This is a genomic window from Streptomyces viridiviolaceus (assembly GCF_014650995.1).
In the GTDB taxonomy this organism is placed as follows: Bacteria; Actinomycetota; Actinomycetes; order Streptomycetales; family Streptomycetaceae; genus Streptomyces; species Streptomyces viridiviolaceus.
The window spans coordinates 126,292-143,174 of sequence record NZ_BMWA01000019.1; the positions used below are offsets into that span (position 1 = coordinate 126,292).

15 protein-coding genes are annotated in these 16,883 nt (G+C 71.9%); 9 read left to right on the top strand and 6 right to left on the bottom strand.

What is annotated here, in order from left to right:
* Nucleotides 1-3 precede the first annotated feature (3 nt).
* The 4 genes from IE260_RS26790 (at nucleotide 4) to IE260_RS26805 (ending at nucleotide 2,062) form a co-directional block, all read left to right on the top strand.
* Entirely contained in the window at nucleotides 4-417 is a 414-nt protein-coding gene (locus tag IE260_RS26790) for a hypothetical protein (protein ID WP_189876315.1), read from the top strand.
* Nucleotides 404-1,036, top strand: coding sequence for a hypothetical protein (locus IE260_RS26795; RefSeq protein WP_229881290.1), 633 nt, complete (start codon nucleotides 404-406; stop codon nucleotides 1,034-1,036). The genes IE260_RS26790 and IE260_RS26795 overlap by 14 nt, the downstream gene beginning before the upstream one ends.
* A 40-nt stretch (nucleotides 1,037-1,076) precedes the next feature.
* Complete coding sequence (locus IE260_RS26800) at nucleotides 1,077-1,718, top strand: hypothetical protein (protein ID WP_189876207.1); 642 nt, start codon at nucleotides 1,077-1,079, stop codon at nucleotides 1,716-1,718.
* 203 nt (nucleotides 1,719-1,921) lie between these two features.
* Nucleotides 1,922-2,062 carry a hypothetical protein gene (locus tag IE260_RS26805; RefSeq protein ID WP_189876209.1) on the top strand — a complete coding sequence of 47 codons (141 nt, stop codon included), beginning with the start codon at nucleotides 1,922-1,924 and terminating at the stop codon, nucleotides 2,060-2,062.
* 171 nt (nucleotides 2,063-2,233) lie between these two features.
* On the opposite strand, the gene IE260_RS26810 is transcribed toward IE260_RS26805, so the two are convergent.
* Entirely contained in the window at nucleotides 2,234-2,536 is a 303-nt protein-coding gene (locus IE260_RS26810; protein ID WP_189876211.1) for a WXG100 family type VII secretion target, read from the bottom strand.
* A gap of 308 nt (nucleotides 2,537-2,844) precedes the next feature.
* On the opposite strand from IE260_RS26810, the gene IE260_RS26815 reads away from it, so the two are divergent.
* Complete coding sequence (locus tag IE260_RS26815) at nucleotides 2,845-7,413, top strand: FtsK/SpoIIIE domain-containing protein (RefSeq protein WP_189876213.1); 4,569 nt, start codon at nucleotides 2,845-2,847, stop codon at nucleotides 7,411-7,413.
* A 290-nt stretch (nucleotides 7,414-7,703) separates the two neighbouring features.
* Here the strand turns inward: IE260_RS26815 and IE260_RS26820 are convergent, their stop codons facing one another.
* Together IE260_RS26820 and IE260_RS26825 are read right to left on the bottom strand one after the other, a co-directional pair.
* On the bottom strand, nucleotides 7,704-9,440 hold the full coding sequence (locus IE260_RS26820; RefSeq protein ID WP_189876215.1) for a serine/threonine-protein kinase: 1,737 nt from the start codon (nucleotides 9,438-9,440) through the stop codon (nucleotides 7,704-7,706).
* Nucleotides 9,441-9,540: 100 nt separating this feature from the next.
* Nucleotides 9,541-10,389, bottom strand: coding sequence for a menaquinone biosynthetic enzyme MqnA/MqnD family protein (locus IE260_RS26825; RefSeq protein ID WP_189876217.1), 849 nt, complete (start codon nucleotides 10,387-10,389; stop codon nucleotides 9,541-9,543).
* Nucleotides 10,390-10,678: 289 nt separating this feature from the next.
* Between IE260_RS26825 and IE260_RS26830 the strand changes: the two genes are divergently transcribed.
* Nucleotides 10,679-10,882, top strand: coding sequence for a cold-shock protein (locus IE260_RS26830; RefSeq protein ID WP_004984723.1), 204 nt, complete (start codon nucleotides 10,679-10,681; stop codon nucleotides 10,880-10,882).
* Between the two features lie 104 nt (nucleotides 10,883-10,986).
* Here the strand turns inward: IE260_RS26830 and IE260_RS26835 are convergent, their stop codons facing one another.
* A complete protein-coding gene (locus IE260_RS26835; RefSeq protein ID WP_189876219.1) occupies nucleotides 10,987-11,559 on the bottom strand; it encodes a helix-turn-helix domain-containing protein in 573 nt (190 codons plus the stop codon).
* 69 nt (nucleotides 11,560-11,628) lie between these two features.
* On the opposite strand from IE260_RS26835, the gene IE260_RS26840 reads away from it, so the two are divergent.
* From IE260_RS26840 to IE260_RS26850, 3 genes are read left to right on the top strand one after another with little or no spacing between them, the layout of a single operon-like run.
* The gene (locus IE260_RS26840) at nucleotides 11,629-12,351 is read left to right on the top strand and encodes an AzlC family ABC transporter permease (RefSeq protein ID WP_189876221.1); all 723 of its coding nucleotides are present in this window, start codon (nucleotides 11,629-11,631) and stop codon (nucleotides 12,349-12,351) included.
* The gene (locus tag IE260_RS26845) at nucleotides 12,348-12,662 is read left to right on the top strand and encodes an AzlD domain-containing protein (RefSeq protein WP_189876223.1); all 315 of its coding nucleotides are present in this window, start codon (nucleotides 12,348-12,350) and stop codon (nucleotides 12,660-12,662) included. Before IE260_RS26840 ends, IE260_RS26845 begins: the two co-directional genes overlap by 4 nt.
* A 37-nt stretch (nucleotides 12,663-12,699) precedes the next feature.
* A complete protein-coding gene (locus IE260_RS26850; protein ID WP_189876225.1) occupies nucleotides 12,700-13,344 on the top strand; it encodes a class I SAM-dependent DNA methyltransferase in 645 nt (214 codons plus the stop codon).
* Between the two features lie 12 nt (nucleotides 13,345-13,356).
* Here IE260_RS26850 and IE260_RS26855 read toward each other — a convergent pair whose 3' ends face one another.
* Together IE260_RS26855 and IE260_RS26860 are read right to left on the bottom strand one after the other, a co-directional pair.
* Nucleotides 13,357-15,285 carry an AMP-dependent synthetase/ligase gene (locus tag IE260_RS26855; protein WP_189876227.1) on the bottom strand — a complete coding sequence of 643 codons (1,929 nt, stop codon included), beginning with the start codon at nucleotides 15,283-15,285 and terminating at the stop codon, nucleotides 13,357-13,359.
* A gap of 209 nt (nucleotides 15,286-15,494) precedes the next feature.
* Entirely contained in the window at nucleotides 15,495-16,781 is a 1,287-nt protein-coding gene (locus IE260_RS26860) for an acetyl-CoA C-acetyltransferase (protein ID WP_189876229.1), read from the bottom strand.
* Nucleotides 16,782-16,883: the final 102 nt, after the last annotated feature.

Below are 16,883 nucleotides of genomic sequence, written 5' to 3' on the forward strand. Positions count from 1 at the left end.
ACCATGGATCTGAACTCGGCACATCGCATCGTCGAGGCCGAAGCCGGCCGCACCGGGCTCGGCACCGGCCCCAACCGGCGGCTCCGGTTGACGCTGATCATCGGGATGCCGCTGTTCCTGCCGGTGTTGGGAATCATGATCCTGGTACCGAAGTCACTGATGAACGACGTGCTCTACGTCTATGAGGCCGGGATCATCGGCTGCCTCCTGCACTACGTCTGGGTCTTCGCGAAGTACCCCCGGTACGCGGGCCGTCCGCCCTACCTCACCCGGGATCTGGCCATGGGCGGCGGCTTCTTCCTGCCCTCGCTGTTCTTCGGTTTCTGGCCGGGCATGATCGCCGCCCCGGCGTGGGCCCTCTTCGTAGGCGCTGCCTATGCCGTGGAAGTGACCCGGGGGCGCAATGACCACCGCTGAGCACCGCCGGCCCCCGAACGGTTTCAACCTGGTGCCGCCGCCCGGCTGGGACGTGATTCCGCTACGCGCGGGCACCAAGGAGGCGATGGACCGCATCGTCCGCAAGGCCGTCGCACAGTTGCCCGCCGGCTTCCCCAAGGACGACATTCCGCAGGCCCGGCTGAAGCTCACCCAGGAGATGAAGAAGGTCGTCCGCCGAGCCGGCGCCAAGGGGGGCATGACCCTCTACCTCCCCACCGAACGTCTTCACGGCGTCGCGCTGCCCGTGTCCATCGTGGCTTCGGAGCCGATCGAGATTCCGCGGGTGAGACCCGACAGCGGCCCGGAAGCTGTCTTGGCCGCCCTCGCCTCAGTTACCCCCGGAGCCGAGACGCGGGAACTCGACGACACGGCGGCCCTGCGCTCGGAGCGAGACGTACCCGCCGATGCCGCCCAAGGCGTCGACGTCGCCCACCGCCGGGTCGAGTACTTCGTTCCGGTACCGGACAGCGACCCCGACCAGTACCTCACCTTCTCCTTCAGCGCCCTGATCGCGCCCGGCTCGGACCCTGCCTTCTACGACACCCTGGTGGAGTTGTTCGATGCCGTGATGGGCACCTTCCGCTGGAGCTACGCCTGAAGGCTCCCTTCCGCCGTGCCCCCGAAGAAAGAGACAGCTCGTGACCGAAGGCACCCTGTGGAGCACCGACCTCGGCGCCCCGCTCCACATCGACACGGATGCCAACCCAGACCTCTGGGGCTATCTCCACCTGCAGATCGACAAGAAGACCTTCAAGGAATGGCTGGACCTGCACCTGACCGGCCTGGCCGCCATCCATGACGTCGAGCTCACCCGTAAGCTCCGCCGATTCCACAAGAGCTTCTACGAGCAGACGATCGTCACCCTCCGGGACAAGCTCCAGGCCGACGAGGCGTTCATCTACCACCCCGTTCCGCTGACCTACATGCCGCTGGTGATGCACGCCACCCGCCTCCACTGCGAGGCCCGTGACGCGTCCTCCTGCGAGGGAATCACCGCGCTCACGGTGCCGCACCCGGAGATCCCCGAGTGGCAGCAGCGAACCGGCAGCATTCCGTTCGCCTCTCCGCACCTGGGCGCGGACGGGGTCCGGGTCACCCGCTCCTACCCCGCGGACAGCACCATCATGATGACCTCGGTGACGTACCACTGGCACACCCAGCCCGGCCTCCCCGACGTCCTGCTCCGCGGGCACCACGACGATCCGGAAGTGATCGCCGCGGCAATGGAGCCACTGGACGACTTCGCGCGGACGCTCCGGCTTCCTGTGACGGCTCATTGAGCGGCACCGGGGGCGGATTCGAGGCGGTGAGCCGATCTCGCCCCCCGGGGGTCTCGGAGGGGCAGTCCACGCTCCCGATGCCGGCTGTGAGGGCCGGCCGACCCGTCATGTACGACGGGTTGACCGCGGACGACACCGGCCCCGCTAAGACGCCCCGCTGGAGGCGTCCTCGACGCGGTCGATCCGACGGCGAGGCCACCGGCGTGGTCACCGCACAGGTCCTCTTTCCGACGGGTGCCTTCACCGCGGTCTTCACGCTGCTCACGACCTATGTGAACCATTGGCCCGCAGTCCTGCGACATGCGCCCACGGTGTTCCTGGCGGCCTGGGTCACCGGCACCTGACCGGGAGTCTTCGTCGCGCCCTTGATCCCACTGCCCGAACTCGCGGCGTGGGCCACGGAGAAGCTTCGCCCGCGGCCGTCATCGGGCCCTCCCATTTCCCCCACACAGCAGTGAGGCGGGGCGGCACTCATCGCTGCCCGCCCCACCTCAGTCGCCGTGCCGACGCAAGCGCTACTTGCTCCGCGCCTGCTTCGCCAGCTCCTCGTCGATCTGCTCGAACTTGTCGGCAGCCGTGGTGAGGTAGTCGCCCATGCCGTCCAGGCCGTCCAGCGTGGTCTTCGTGCCGTTGACGAACTCGTCGAAGTTCTCGTCGAAGGCCTTGGAGGAGCTCTTCGTGACGTAGCCCGACTGGACGAGGTTGTTGATGTACTTGCGGAGGCCGTCGAGCTTCTCCTGGAGCTTCTCCTTCTCCTTCACGACATGCTTGGCCGCTTCCCGCATGTCCTGATATGTGATGTCAAGGTCCTTGGCCATGAAGCCGCTCCCTCTCAACACGCCGCAGGGCCAACCCCCGTGGCTCCCTGTTTGCGGACCGGACAGCCGGCCGTCGGCATGCGAAAACCGGTGTGATCGTCCGCTCTTGAGCAAGCAGCTTACGGGTGTGACTTGTGGTGTCACATCCCCGCTTTGTGAACAAGCCGTCGTGAGGCCGTGTACGACGTTGCCATCGGGAACATCTCGTCGCCTCCCCGTTGCCCCACCGCGACGCCCAGCGGATATCGTCGCCTGAACTGTGACCCGCGTTGTGGAAGCGGCCGCAGGGGTGTCTGGGGAGGACAAGCGTGCGACTGACTCTGACCGTCGTCGACCCGTTCGGTGGAGGCACCGCCGACGTCGTGCTCGATGCCGATCCTGAGTCCACCGTGGGGGACATCGCACAGGAGTTGGCCAAGCAGGTCGGTGTCAGCGGGGCACAGGTGATCCCCATCGGGCACCAGCGCCAGGCCGCCCCGGCCGGCAACGCGCCCCTCGTCTACGTCGACGGGTACGCCGTCGACCCCTCGGCCACGGTCATCGGGTCGCCGCTGCGCGAGGGTGCCGTCGTCAGCCTCCAGGATCCGTCCGGGTGTCTGCCCGGAGAGCCCAGCGGGCTCGTCGAGTTGCGCGTCGTCGGCGGTCCCGCCGCCGGGTTCGTGCACCGGCTCGGAGTCGGGAAGTACGACATCGGCAGCGGGCCGGCGGCGTACGTCCGGATCGACGACCCCGAGCTCGACGCCCGCGCGCTCACCCTCTCCGTCGCCACCGACGGCACCTGCAAGGTCGCCGTGCACGCCGACAAGGAGGGCGTCACCCTCGACGGCGAGTCCATGAAGGACCGCGAGGGGGACGACTGGCCGCTCGGCGGGCAGATCGCCTTGGGGAACTCGCTCGTCGAACTCGCCCGGTACTCCCCGCCCGATGCCGCCCTCAAGTGGTCCGACGACGGCATCGGGCTCGACTACAACCGCCCGCCTCGGCTGCGTCCGCCGGAGCGGCAGACGACGTTCCGACTGCCGTCGCCGCCCCGGGAGTTCGAGGCCCGGCCGCTGCCCTGGCTGATGGCGCTGACGCCACTGGTCGGGGCGGTCGTCTCGGTGATGATCTTCCAGCGCTGGTACTACCTGATCATGGCGGCGCTCAGCCCGTTCATCCTGTTCGCCCAGTACTTCAACGACAAGAAGCACGGGCGCAAGTCCCACGCCAAGCAGGTCAAGGAGTACAAGGAGCAGAAGGAGCGGATCGAGAAGGACGCCCAGGACGCGCTGGTCGTCGAGCGCAACGACCGGCGGCACGCCATTCCCGATCCGGCGACCGTGCTGTCCGTCGGGACCGGGCCGCGGACCCGGCTGTGGGAGCGCCGGCGTAACGACCGCGACCATCTGCTCGTGCGCTTCGGGACCGGCCGGCTGCCCTCCGAGGTGGTCCTCGACGACCCCGAGCAGGACGACCACCGCCGTCAGGTCACCTGGAAGATCGAGGACGCTCCCGTAGCCCTGTCCCTGCGTTCCCTCGGCGTCATCGGCGTCGCCGGGCCCGGGGACTCCGCCCGTGCCCTCGGACGCTGGGCCGTCGCGCAGACCGCCGCGCTGCACAGTCCCATGGACGTGCAGTTCTACGTGCTGAGCGAGAACTCCGCGCAGAGCGAGTGGGACTGGGTGCGGTGGCTGCCGCATGCCCGGCCCTCGGGCGGTCAGGACGTGAACGTCCTCATCGGCACCGACGCCGAGACCGTCGGTGCCCGCATCGGCGAGCTGACGCAGATCCTCGACGCGCGCAAGAAGGCCGCCGAGCAGAACCGCGGACAGGGGACGACGTTCGGCGATCCGGACATCGTCGTCGTCTGGGACGGCTCGCGTCGGCTGCGGTCCCTGCCCGGGGTGGTGCGGCTGCTGCGCGAGGGGCCGTCCGTGTCCATGTACGCCCTCTGCCTCGACGCCGAGGAGCGGTTCCTGCCCGGCGAGTGCCAGGCGTTCGTCGTCGCCGAGCCCAAGGCCGAGGAGACCGACCCGGCGCGGCAGGAGCAGCAGCCGCAGCAGGTGGTCGGCGGGTTCCCCTCCTTCCAGGCCTGGCACACCGGGGCCGCGTCCCAGCCGGAACAGCAGGCCCGTGTCGAGAAGTTGCGGCTCCGGGTCGAGGAGGCGGGTGCGGAGCGCATCCCGAACGTCCGGCCCGACTTCGTCACCGCCGCCTGGTGTCTGCGGCTCGCCCGGTCGCTGTCCCCGCTGCGGGACATCAGCGGCGAGACCGAGGACTCGGCGCTGCCCGGCTCCAGCCGGCTCCTCGACGTGCTCCAGCTGGAGCCGCCGACGCCGGACGCGATCAGTGCGCGCTGGCGGATGGGCGGGCAGTCGACGCTCGCCGTCATCGGTGAGTCGTACGACGGTCCCTTCGGCATCGACATCCGCAAGGACGGGCCCCACGGCCTGATCGCCGGTACGACCGGTTCCGGTAAGTCGGAGCTGCTCCAGACGATCGTCGCCGCGCTGGCCGTCGCCAACACCCCCGAGAACATGACCTTCGTCCTCGTCGACTACAAGGGCGGGTCCGCGTTCAAGGACTGTGTGAAGCTGCCGCACACCGTCGGCATGGTCACCGACCTCGACGCCCACCTCGTCGAGCGTGCGCTGGAGTCGCTGGGTGCCGAGCTGAAGCGGCGCGAGCACATCCTCGCCGCCGCCGACGCCAAGGACATCGAGGACTACCAGGACCTGGTCCGGCGGGACCCCTCGCACGCTCCGGTGCCCCGGCTCCTCATCGTCATCGACGAGTTCGCGTCCATGGTGCGGGACCTGCCCGACTTCGTGACCGGCCTGGTCAACATCGCCCAGCGAGGCCGTTCCCTCGGCATCCACCTGCTGCTCGCCACGCAGCGGCCCAGCGGTGTCGTCTCCCCCGAGATCAGGGCCAACACCAACCTCCGCATCGCGCTGCGCGTGACGGACGCCGGTGAGTCGACCGACGTCATCGACTCGCCCGAGGCCGGGCAGATCGCGAAGAGCACGCCCGGCCGCGCCTACGCCCGGCTGGGCCACGCCTCCCTGGTCCCCTTCCAGTCCGGCCGGGTCGGAGGCCGTCGGCCCGGTGCCGCCGACCCGGCCGCCCTCGCGCCCTGGGTGAGCCCGCTGAGCTGGGAGGACCTGGGCCGGGCGGCGCTGAGCAAGCCGAAGGCCGAGGCCCGCGAGGACGACGAGATCACCGACCTCAAGGTGCTCGTCGACGCGGTGCGGGACGCCAACAGCGCCCTCGGTATTCCGGCGCAGCACAGCCCCTGGCTGCCGGCGCTCGACGAGACGCTGCTGCTGGACGAGATCGAGATGCCGGCCGCGGCCCTCGCTGCGGCCCCGGGGAAGCTGCCGCCCGCCCCGTACGGCATCGAGGACCTGCCGTCCGACCAGGCCCGCCGCCCGGTCGTGATCGACTTCGCCTCCTTCGGGCACCTGATGATCGGCGGCGCCCCGCGCAGCGGCCGTTCCCAGGTGCTGCGCACGATCGCGGGCTCGCTGGCCCGCACCCACTCCACCGCGGACGTCCACCTGTACGGCATCGACTGCGGCAACGGGGCGCTCAACGCGCTGACCCGGCTGCCGCACTGCGGCGCGGTCGTCGGCCGCAACCAGACCGAGCGCGTGGTCCGGCTGGTCAACCGGCTCAAGGGCGAACTGTCCCGTCGGCAGGACCTGTTGGCGGACAAGGGCTTCGCCGACATCGGCGAGCAGCGGGCCGCGGTCGCCGCGGACGAGCGGCTGCCGCACATCGTGGTGCTGCTGGACCGCTGGGAGGGCTGGGTGCCCACCCTCGGCGAGATCGACCACGGCTCGCTGACCGACGAGCTGCAGACGATGATGCGCGAGGGCGCGAGCGTCGGCATCCACCTGGTCCTCACCGGCGACCGGACCCTCCTCGTCGGCCGTATCGCGACCCTCACCGAGGACAAGTACGGTCTGCGTCTGGCCGACCGCAGCGACTTCTCGTCGCTCGGCATCCCCGCCCGCAAGGTGCCCGAGGAGATCCCGCCGGGCCGCGCCTTCCGCAACGAGGCCGGTACGGAGACGCAGTTCGCGCTGCTCGCCGAGGACACCACCGGCCAGGGCCAGGCCGCGGCGCTGACCGCGATCGGCGAGGCCGCCGCGGCCCGTGACGCCGATGTGCCGCGTGCCCGGCGCCCGTTCCGCGTCGACAGCCTGCCCAGCCGCCTGTCCTTCGCCGAGGCGTGGGAGATGCGCGACCCCGAGGCGTCCCGGTCGAAGCTGTGGGCGCTGGCCGGCATCGGCGGCGACGAGATCGTGGGCTTCGGTCCCGACCTCACCGACGGCGTACCGGCGTTCGTCATCGGCGGGCCCGCCAAGTCCGGCCGCTCGACGGTGCTGATGAACTTCGCGCACTCGTTCCTGGCCCAGGGCACCCGACTGGTGATCGCGGCGCCCCGCCAGTCGCCGTTGCGTCAACTGGACGGCACCGACGGCGTGCTGAAGGTCTTCACCGGCGACGACATCGACGAGGACGACCTCGAGGAACTGATCGACGAGGCCACGCCGGAGGAGCCGATCGCGGTGCTCGTCGACGACGCGGAGATCCTGGAGGACTGCGACGCCGCGAGCCAGATGAAGAAGATCGTCTCCCGGGGCGCCGAACGCGGTCTCGCGCTCGTCATCGCCGGTGACGAGGAGGACGTCTGCAGCGGCTTCTCAGGCTGGCAGGTCGACGCCAAGAAGGCCCGCCGCGGCATCCTGCTCTCCCCGCAGGAGTCCTCCAGCGGCGACCTCATCGGCCTGCGCCTGTCCCGCAGCATGGTCGGCGGTCAGGTGGCGCCGGGCAAGGGCATGCTGCACCTCGGGGACGGGGAGCTGCGGACGGTCGTGGTGCCGGGGTAGACGCGGCACCGCCGTCCCGGATGGACCGGGCGCGTTCGCCGGCGTGGGCCGTGGCGGCCCCGCCCCGACCGGCCTCCGGGTACGTGGTCGTGGTCGCCGGGCTGGTCGGCGCGGCCGCCTTCGGGCCCGGGCGGCGCAGCGGCTGGGACCGAGACTGCCGACGCAAGGGCGGGTGCACGAGCCCGTTCCCGTTCCTGTGGGCGGCCAGTTCCCGTTCCTGTGGGCGGCCGGGAAGTACCCGGCGCCCAAGGTGGCCTTCGGCCGGCGCGGAGGCGCCGGGCACCCGTCGACTACTCGATCTTCGACATCCGTGCCTCCGGCCGCCCCGACTCCTTGCTGTCCGACTCGTACCGCAGGTCGTCGCCGACGGGGGTGAGGCGGACCGTGTGGAGCGCCTGGTTGCAGACGCTGCGGTTGCCGTCGGCTCCGACGGCGCTCGCGACGACCTGCTTGTCCGTCACCTGCTTCAGGGTCAGCACGTCGTCGCACGTGCCGCCGAAGATGTCCGTGTGGCGCAGGGTGCCCAGCTTCGCGCCCGCTTCGGCCTCGCGGACGGTCAGGCGGAAGGTGCCCAGCGGCAGCTTGCCGTCACGCGCGACGGCCTGACCCTCCCAGGTGCCGAGGTAGGCGGCGGGAACGGCGCTCTTCTGACCGCCGCCCGCCCCGGGGCCGGAGGGGGCGCTCGCCGACGGGGAGCCGTCGGCATCGCTCGCGGTGTCCCGGTGGCCGCCCGGCAGCAGGTCGAAGACGAACACCGAGCCGACGGTCACCGCCGCCAGCGCCCCGGCGACCGCGAGGGCCACCGTGCAGCTCAGCCTGCGGCCCCGGCGTCCGTCGCCGTGGGGTGTGGCGGTGGCCGCCACGGAGAGCGACAGCCTGCCGGGAGACGGGCCGCCGCCGTCCCGGGGCCCGGGAACCGCTCCGGCCGACGGCGACGGCGACGGCGACGGCGACGGCATCACTGTGGGCGTGGGCACCACCGTCGGCGTGGGCATCACCGGCGCCGGTCCGAACACCCCGGACGGCTCCGGCCCGGCGTCCGTCCGCGGCGCGCCCACCGAGGGGCTGCTGAACCCCACCGGCCCGGACGGCGGGTCCTCCCCCGCCGCCTCCAGGTTCAGCAGCTGTACGGCACTCCGGCTGACCCGCTCCACCAGCGCCCCCGGCAGCCAGCCGCCCGTGACGAGGTGGGCCGCGCCCCGGGGGGCCAGGCGCCGGGCGACCTCCGCGGGCGCGGGGCGGGAGCCGGGGTCCTTGGCCAGGCACGCGCCCACCAGTTCCCGCAGGTCCCCGTCCAGTCCGTCCAGCTCCGGCTCCTCGTGGACGACCTTGTACAGCAGCGCGGCCGAGGAATCGCCGGGGAAGGGCGGCTCTCCGCTCGCGGCGAAGGCGAGGACGGCGCCCAGCGAGAACACGTCGGCCGCGCCCGTCACGCCCTTGCCGAGGATCTGCTCGGGCGACATGTAGCCGGGCGAGCCGATCGACACGCCCGTGGAGGTCAGGGAGGCGGTGCCTCCCCCAGACTCCGTCCGGGAGGTGCCCCCAGTGGCGCGGGCGATGCCGAAGTCGATCAGGAGGGGGCCGTCGAGGGTCAGCAGCACGTTGGAGGGCTTGACGTCCCGGTGCACCAGGCCCAGGTCGTGCACGGCCGCCAGCGCCTCGCCCAGGCCCGCGCCCAGTGCCCGTACCGTGTGCGCCGGCAGCGGGCCGCCGTCCGCGACCGCCGACGTCAGGGAGGGGCCGGCCGCGTACGCCGTGGCGACCCACGGCACACGCGCCTCGGGGTCGGCGTCCAGCACGGGGGCGGTCCAGGCCCCGCCGACCCGGCGGGCGGCCGCGACCTCGCGGCGGAACCGGGCCCGGAACTCCTCGTCCAGCGCGAAGTGCGGATGCACGATCTTCACGGCGACCGTGCGACCGCCGGCGCTGCGCCCCAGGTAGACCCGTCCCATGCCGCCGGAGCCCAGCCGGCCGAGCAGCCGGTAGGGCCCCACGACGGTGGGTTCGTCGACTTCGAGCGGCCGCATGGCGTCCACCCCTCCCCCGTACGCCGGCCAGTGCCTGCCAGCAGGGTAGTGGGCCGCCCGCGAAAGGCCCCCCGTACGACCTCGTACCGTCTCGTACGGATCAGGGCTGCAGCAGGTCCACCTTCACGTCCGCCGGGAAGCCCGTGGTCGGGCCGACACGGCGGGCGAACTCGGTGACCGCCTCCAGCTGCGGGGCCCCGAAGCGGAAGTCGAGGGTCGTGAAGTACTGCTCCAGCGTCCTCTCGTCGAACGCCTCCCAGCGGGCCGCCTGTTCGGCGACCTTGCCGACCTCCTCCAGGGAGAGGTTGCGCGAGGCGAGGAACGCCTCGTGGACCTTGCGGGTGATGACCGGCTCGCGCTCCAGGTAGTCGCGCCGGGCCGCCCAGACCGCGAAGACGAACGGCAGGCCCGTCCACTCCTTCCACAGCGCGCCCAGGTCGTGCACGTCGAGGCCGTAGCGCGGCCCGTCGAGCATGTTGGCGCGCAGCGCCGCGTCGCCGATGAGGACGGCCGCGTCGGCCTCCTGCATCATCAGGCTCAGGTCCGGAGGGCAGGTGTAGTAGTCGGGCTGGACGCCGAAGCGCTCGGCGAGCAGCAGCTGGGCGAGGCGGACGGAGGTGCGCGAGGTCGACCCGAGGGCGACCCGGGCGCCGTCCAGCCGCTCCAGCGGGACCTGCGAGACGATCACGCAGCTCATCACCGGGCCGTCGCAGCCGACGGCGATGTCGGGGAAGGCGACCAGTCGGTCGGCGTGCTTGAGGAACTCGACCAGGGTGACCGGCCCGATGTCGAGGTCTCCCTGCACCAGCTGCTCGCTGAGCTTCTCAGGGGTGTCCTTCGTCAGCTCGAAGTCGAGGAGCGTGCCCGTTCTCGCGAGCCCCCAGTACAGGGGCAGGCAGTTCAGGAACTGGATGTGGCCGACGCGCGGCCGGGTGCGAGAATTGTCCACATCGTGAGGCTAGCCCTCACCCGGACCCCGCCCGGCGGCGGCCCCCGCCATCGGCCGAACGGCACATGCGTTCAAACATTCGGGTGAAGTGATCTTGACCTCTGTTGCTTTCGGGTGCCCGCGTGCTAGGCTCACAGCAAGTTGCAGTTTGGTTTCCCTTGCAGTACAGAGCCTGCGGAGCATGTGACCGCGGGCTCTCGTCATTCTCAGACATATGCAGTTGTGCGGAATTGGTCTTCACACTTGCTGGTTCTGGAGCAGGGCAACCCTTTGAGCCCAAGGAGGGCTTATGGCTACCGGAACCGTGAAGTGGTTCAACGCCGAAAAGGGCTTTGGTTTCATCGCCCAGGAAGGCGGCGGCCCCGACGTCTTCGTCCACTACTCCGCGATCAACGCGACCGGCTTCCGGTCCCTCGAGGAGAACCAGCAGGTGTCCTTCGACGTCACGCAGGGCCCGAAGGGCCCGCAGGCGGAGAATGTCACTCCTGTCTGATTGACAGCAGTACCCAAGGAGCCCCGCGCCGTTTCGGCGACGGGGCTCCTGCCCTTTTCGGCCACCCGGTATCGACGGGTTCCTGAATTCTCGATGAATTCCTCTCACACGTGCTGCATGATCAGCACGAATGCCGTGCCCGGCACGAGCGCCTCGTACGCGTGCGGCACGTCGCCGCGATACGTCAGGTAGTCGCCGGGATGCAGCTCGACGCTTTCTCCGCGCGGCCCCGCCTTCAGGCGTCCGGCGCTGACGATCAGGTGCTCGACCGTTCCCGGGATATGCGGTTCCGACTCGCGGGCCGCGCCCGGCTCGGCCCGCAGACGGTAGATGTCCCGCCGCGCGCCGGGCGGGCTGGCGGACAGCAGGGTGGCCACGTAGTTGGCCTGCTCGGAGGCGACCTGGGGCCCTTCACCCGCCCGGATCACCCGCACCGCGGGCGCCGGCGGCTCCACCAGCGCGCTGAACGGCACGCCCAGGGCCACCGCCAGCGCCCAGAGCGTCTCCACGCTCGGATTGCCGCCCGCCCCCTCCAGCTGCGACAGCGTGGACTTGGCGATGCCGGCCCGCTTGGCCAGCTCGGACAGGGACAGTCCGGCCCGGGTGCGCTCACGGCGCAGGGAAGCGGCGATCCAGTCGAGGGGCAGACGGGCGGGCTGTTCCGGCCGGTCGGACATTGGCGTTCGCTCCACAGGTACGATCGTTCGGCTTGACGAACACGGCGTGCTGTGTTCATTGTAGAAAACATGCGTTCGACAGAGCGGACCGAGCCAACCCCTTCCACTCCCCTGGGCCGGCAGTTCCGGGACCCCGGACTGCTCAGAGACGTGGGCCTCGTCTCCGTCGCCGGCGGCATCGTCGGCGTGTCGTTCGGGGCGATCGCCGTGGCCGGTGGCCTGCCGGTGTGGGTGCCGGTGCTGATGTCGCTGGTCGTGTACGCGGGCTCCGCCCAGTTCAGCGCGGTCGGCGTGCTCCTCGCCGGGGGCGGGCCGGTGGCCGCCGCGGTCACGGGCCTGCTGCTGAACACCCGCACGGCGGCCTTCAGCCTGGCGGTCGCGGAGACCATCGGCCGGGGACGGGTGGCCCGTCTGCTCGGCGCCCATCTGGTCACCGACGAGACCGTGGCCTTCGCGCTCGCCCAGCCGGACCCCGCACGGCGGCGGGCGGCGTTCTGGCTGTCGGGCGTCGGGCTGTTCGCCGTGTGGAACACGGGCGTGCTGCTGGGGGCGCTGGCCGGCAGCGCGCTCGGCGACACGGCGACGTACGGCCTGGACGCGGCCTTCCCCGCCGTGCTCGTCGCCCTGGTCCTGCCCGCCCTGCGGGGGGACGCCGGTCTGCGCCGGGCGGCCCTGCCCGGTGCCGCGCTGGCCCTGGCGGTCACGCCCGCCGTCCCACCGGGGGTGCCGGTGCTGCTGGCGCTGACCGGCCTGTTCCTGTACGGCACGCGGGGACGGAGGCGGTCGGCATGAGCGCGACGCTCGCCGTGATCCTGGTGCTGGCGGTCGGGACGTACGCCTTCCGTCTGGTCGGCCCGGTGCTGCACGGACGGGTCACCCTCCCGGCCCGGGCCCAGGAGCTGCTGTCCGCCGGCGCGGTGGTCCTGCTGGTCGCGCTGCTGGCCACGGGCGCGCTGACGGAGGGCGGGGGCTTCGCCGGGTGGGCGCGCCCGGCGGGGGTGCTGGCGGGTGGCGTACTGGCCTGGCGCCGGGCGCCGTTCGTGGTGGTGGTGCTCGGGGCGGCGGCGGTGACGGCGGCGCTGCGGGCGGCGGGGCTGGAATGAGGCGCTGCTGTCGGTGGGTGCCGTTAGGGTCCGCGCCATGACCGACGACACCGGCTTCCTGAACACCACGCGGACCTTCTACGACGCCATCGCCGAGGACTACGCCGACCGCTTCCGCACCGCGCTCGCCGACGCCCCGCTGGACCGCGCGCTGCTGGCCGCCTTCGCCGAACTGGTGGGACCGGAGGGGGAGGTGGCCGACCTCGGCTGCGGGCCCGGGCGGGTCACCGCCCACCTCGCCTCGCTCGGCCTGCGGATCTTCGGCCTCGACCTGTCCGCCGCGATGCTCACGATCGCGCGCCGCGAGAACCCGGGCCTGCGGTTCGAACAGGGCTCCATGCTGGAGCTCGACCTGCCCGACGGCGCGCTCGCGGGCGCCGTCTCCTATTACTCGTCGATCCACACGCCGTGGGAGCGGATGCCGGACCTCTTCGGGGAGTTGTGGCGCGTGCTGGCTCCGGGCGGCCACCTGCTACTCGCCTTCCAGGTCGGCGACGAACCCCTCCGCCACGACCGGCCCTTCGGCCACCCGGTCGCCCTGGACTTCGAGCGGCGGCGGCCGGAGCGGATGGCGGAGCTGCTGGAGCAGGCCGGCTTCACCGTGCTGTCGCGGACGGTGCGCGTGCAGGAGGAGGACACCTCCTCGAAGGTCCCGCAGGCGTGCCTGATCGCCCGCCGCTGAGGCCGGCGCCGGCTACCCCTCGTACAGTCCCTCCACCGCCGCCGCGAAGTCCCGCTCGATCGCCTCGCGCCGGAGTTTCATCGACGGGGTCAGGTGGCCGTCCACCTCCGTGAAGTCCCGCGGGAGGACGGCGAAGCGGCGGATGGACTCCGGGCGGGAGACCAGCTTGTTGGCCTCGTCGACCGCCCGTTGCAGCACCGCCCTGACCTCCTCGTCGTCGGTCAGCAGCTCCGGCGGCACCGGGTGCTTGCCGTTCATGCGGCGCCAGTGGGTGATGCCGTCGGGGTCGAGGGTGAACAGGGCCGTGACGTAGGGGCGGCGGTCGCCGAGGATCATGCACTGGGAGATCAGGGGATGGGAGCGCAGCCAGTTCTCCAGCGGGGCCGGGGCCACGCTCTTGCCGCCCGCCGTGATCAGCAGTTCCTTCTTCCGGCCGGTGATCGTCAGGTAGCCCTCGTCGTCCAGGCTGCCGATGTCGCCGGTGGGGAACCAGCCGTCGGGGGCGGCAGGGACCACTCCGCCCGCCTGCGGGTCCCAGTAGCCGTGCAGGACCTGTTCTCCGGCGACCAGGATCTCGCCGTCCGCGGCGATCCGTATGCGGGTGCCCGGGAGCGGCCAGCCCACCGTTCCCAGGCGCGGCTTGAGCGGGGGCGTCACCGTGGCCGCCGCCGTGGTCTCCGTCAGGCCGTACCCCTCGAAGATGTCGATGCCCGCCCCGGCGTAGAAGGCGGCCAGGCGGCGGCCGAGCGGGGAGCCGCCGCAGATGGCGTAGCGGACCCGGCCGCCCATGGCGTTGCGGATCTTGCGGTAGACCAGGGGGTCGTAGAAGGCGCGTTGGGTCTTCAGCGCGCGGCCGGGGCCGCTGCCGTTCCCCGCGTGGCGGTCCTCCTGCGCCTCCCCGTACCGCACGGCCACGGAGACCGCTCGGTCGAAGACCGGGCCCCGGCCGCCCGACTCTGCCTTGGCGCGGGCGGCGTTGAAGACCTTCTCCAGCATGTACGGGATGGTCAGCAGACAGGTCGGCCGGAAGGCCGCCAGGTCCGGGAGCAGGTCGTCCGCCTTCAGGCTCGGGGCGTGGCCGAGACGGACCCGGGCGCGGACGCAGGCGATGGCGACCATGCGGCCGAAGACGTGGGACATCGGCAGGAAGAGCAGGATCGAGGGCTCCTCGCCGGTCGTCGCCTTGAAGACCGGGTAGAGCAGCTCGATGGCGTTGTCCACCTCGGCGAAGAAGTTGCCGTGGGTCAGCGCGCAGCCCTTGGGGCGGCCCGTCGTGCCGGAGGTGTAGATGAGGGTGGCGAGCGTGCTGGGGCTCAGCATGCCGCGGCGTACGGCCACTTCGGCGTCCGGCACCTGCGCGCCCAGCTCCGCCAGCCGGTCCACGTGGCCCTTCTCCATCACCCACAGGTTCCGCAGGTCGGGGAGGTGTTCGAGTTCGGGGCCGAGGGCGGCTGCCTGGGCGGAGGTCTCGGTGACCAGGGTGACGGCGCCGGAGTCCTGGAGGATCCAGCGGGTCTGGTAGACGGAGGACGTCGGGTAGACGGGGACGGTCACCAGACCGGCGGCCCAGGCGGCGAAGTCGAGGAGCGTCCACTCGTAGGTCGTACGGGCCATGATCGCCACCCGGTCGCCCGGCATCAGGCCCTCGCCGATCATTCCCTTGGCCACGGCCAGCACCTGGTCGGCGAACTCCGCCGCCGTCTCGTCCGTCCAGGTGCCGTCCGGCAGCTTGCGGCTGAGCACCACGCGGTCCGGGACCGCCTGCGCGTTGTCGAACGGCAGGTCCGCGAGGGAGCCGTGGCGCACCGGTGGGGCGAACGGCGGTACGTACGCCTCCCGTACGGTCCCGTCCAGCCGCCGCGTCTCGGGCTCCACGAGGGTGGGGGCGGGAGCGTCGGCGAACGCGGCGGAGGCGGCGAACGAGGGAAGCGGGGTGGACACGGGCGGCTCCTGGGACGTGCAGCGGCGACACTGCTCTGCTGCATGACGTACGTGCCTCGCGCGCCGAGGCGTTCAGCGCCGGCCCCGCGGACAGGGGGGCACCGGCGGTCAGGAACGGGATCGTACGGGGCTGGCGTGGGGAGTTCGTGCGGGTTCGGGGATGGTCCGGCGCCGGGGGTGTGCAGTCTCGGGGGTTACCTGCGGGTAGGTCACGTTCTTTCCAGAATGGCCGTGACGCCCTGGCCGCCGGCCGCGCAGACGGAGATCAGGCCGCGCCCGGGACCGTCCCGCTCCGCGAGCAGTGCGGCCAGCGTCGCCACGATCCGGGCGCCCGTCGCCGCGAAGGGGTGGCCGGTGGCCAGGGAGGAGCCGGCCACGTTCAGGCGGGCGCGGTCCACCGGGGCCAGGCCCCGCTTCTCCCAGGCCGCCAGCGTGGCCAGCACCTGGGACGCGAACGCCTCGTGGATCTCGACGAGGTCGAAGTCCTCCATGCCGAGTCCGGCGCGCTCCAGCATCCGCGGGACCGCGTACGCCGGCGCCATCAGCAGGCCGTCCTCGCCGCCCGCGACATCGCCCCCGACGAAGTCCACGGCCGCGGTCTCGTACGCCGTCAGATATGCCAGCGGTTCCAGGCCGCGGGCCTTCGCCCACTCCTCGCTCGCGAGCAGGACCGTCGCCGCGCCGTCCGTCAGCGGGGTCGAATTGCCCGCCGTCATGGTCGGGTCGGGCGCGTCCAGGCCGAACACCGGCTTCAGCGCGGCCAGTTTCTCCACCGTCGAGCCCGGACGCAGGTTCTGGTCACGGGCCAGTCCCCGGAAGGGGACGACCAGGTCCCGGAAGAGGCCGCGTTCGTAGGCCGCCGCCAGTCGCCGGTGGCTCGTCGCCGCCAGTTCGTCCTGGGCCTCGCGCGTGATGCCCCAGGCGCGGGCGGTGACGGCGGCGTGCTCCCCCATCGACAGGCCGGTGCGCGGCTCGGCGTTGCGCGGGACGTCGGGGACGAGGTGGGCCGGGCGGAGCCCGGCGAGGGCCTTGAGGCGGGCGCCGGCGGACTTCGCCCTACGGGCCTCCAGCAGGATCCTGCGCAGGGCGTCGTTGACACCCAGGGGCGCGTCGCTCGCCGTGTCGGCGCCGCCCGCGACCGCCGACTCGGTCTGGCCGAGGGCGATCTTGTTGGCGGCGGCGATCACGGCCTGGAGCCCGGTGCCGCACGCCTGCTGGACGTCGTACGCGGGAGTGCGCGCGTCCAGCGCCGAGCCGAGGACCGTCTCGCGGGCGAGGTTGAAGTCCCGGCTGTGCTTGAGGACCGCCCCGGCGACGAACTCGCCCACCGCGCCCGGCCCCCGTAGCCCGAACCGCTCGACCAGGCCGTCGAGGGCGGCGGTGAGCATCTCCTGGTTGGAGGCGGTGGCGTAGGGCCCGTCGGAGCGGGCGAACGGGATGCGCGCGCCGCCGACGACCGCGACCCGGCGGGCGCGCGGCGGCTCAAGGGGACTCATCTCGACCTGCTCCTCATCCGTGACACGCACTCCTGATTACCTCCGGTAACATTACTCCAGAGTAAGCACGTGTGAGCACAGGTGGGCAAGACTCGACCGTCG

Excerpts from the sequence above, each read along its gene's own strand:
- IE260_RS26835 (WP_189876219.1), bottom strand. The coding sequence starts at position 11,559 with ATGTCCGACCGGCCGGAACAGCCCGCCCGTCTGCCCCTCGACTGGATC.
- IE260_RS26845 (WP_189876223.1), top strand. The coding sequence starts at position 12,348 with ATGAGCGCGACGCTCGCCGTGATCCTGGTGCTGGCGGTCGGGACGTAC.
- IE260_RS26820 (WP_189876215.1), bottom strand. The coding sequence starts at position 9,440 with ATGCGGCCGCTCGAAGTCGACGAACCCACCGTCGTGGGGCCCTACCGG.
- IE260_RS26810 (WP_189876211.1), bottom strand. The coding sequence starts at position 2,536 with ATGGCCAAGGACCTTGACATCACATATCAGGACATGCGGGAAGCGGCC.
- IE260_RS26840 (WP_189876221.1), top strand. The coding sequence starts at position 11,629 with ATGCGTTCGACAGAGCGGACCGAGCCAACCCCTTCCACTCCCCTGGGC.
- IE260_RS26830 (WP_004984723.1), top strand. The coding sequence starts at position 10,679 with ATGGCTACCGGAACCGTGAAGTGGTTCAACGCCGAAAAGGGCTTTGGT.
- IE260_RS26860 (WP_189876229.1), bottom strand. The coding sequence starts at position 16,781 with ATGAGTCCCCTTGAGCCGCCGCGCGCCCGCCGGGTCGCGGTCGTCGGC.
- IE260_RS26795 (WP_229881290.1), top strand. The coding sequence starts at position 404 with ATGACCACCGCTGAGCACCGCCGGCCCCCGAACGGTTTCAACCTGGTG.
- IE260_RS26850 (WP_189876225.1), top strand. The coding sequence starts at position 12,700 with ATGACCGACGACACCGGCTTCCTGAACACCACGCGGACCTTCTACGAC.
- IE260_RS26790 (WP_189876315.1), top strand. The coding sequence starts at position 4 with ATGGATCTGAACTCGGCACATCGCATCGTCGAGGCCGAAGCCGGCCGC.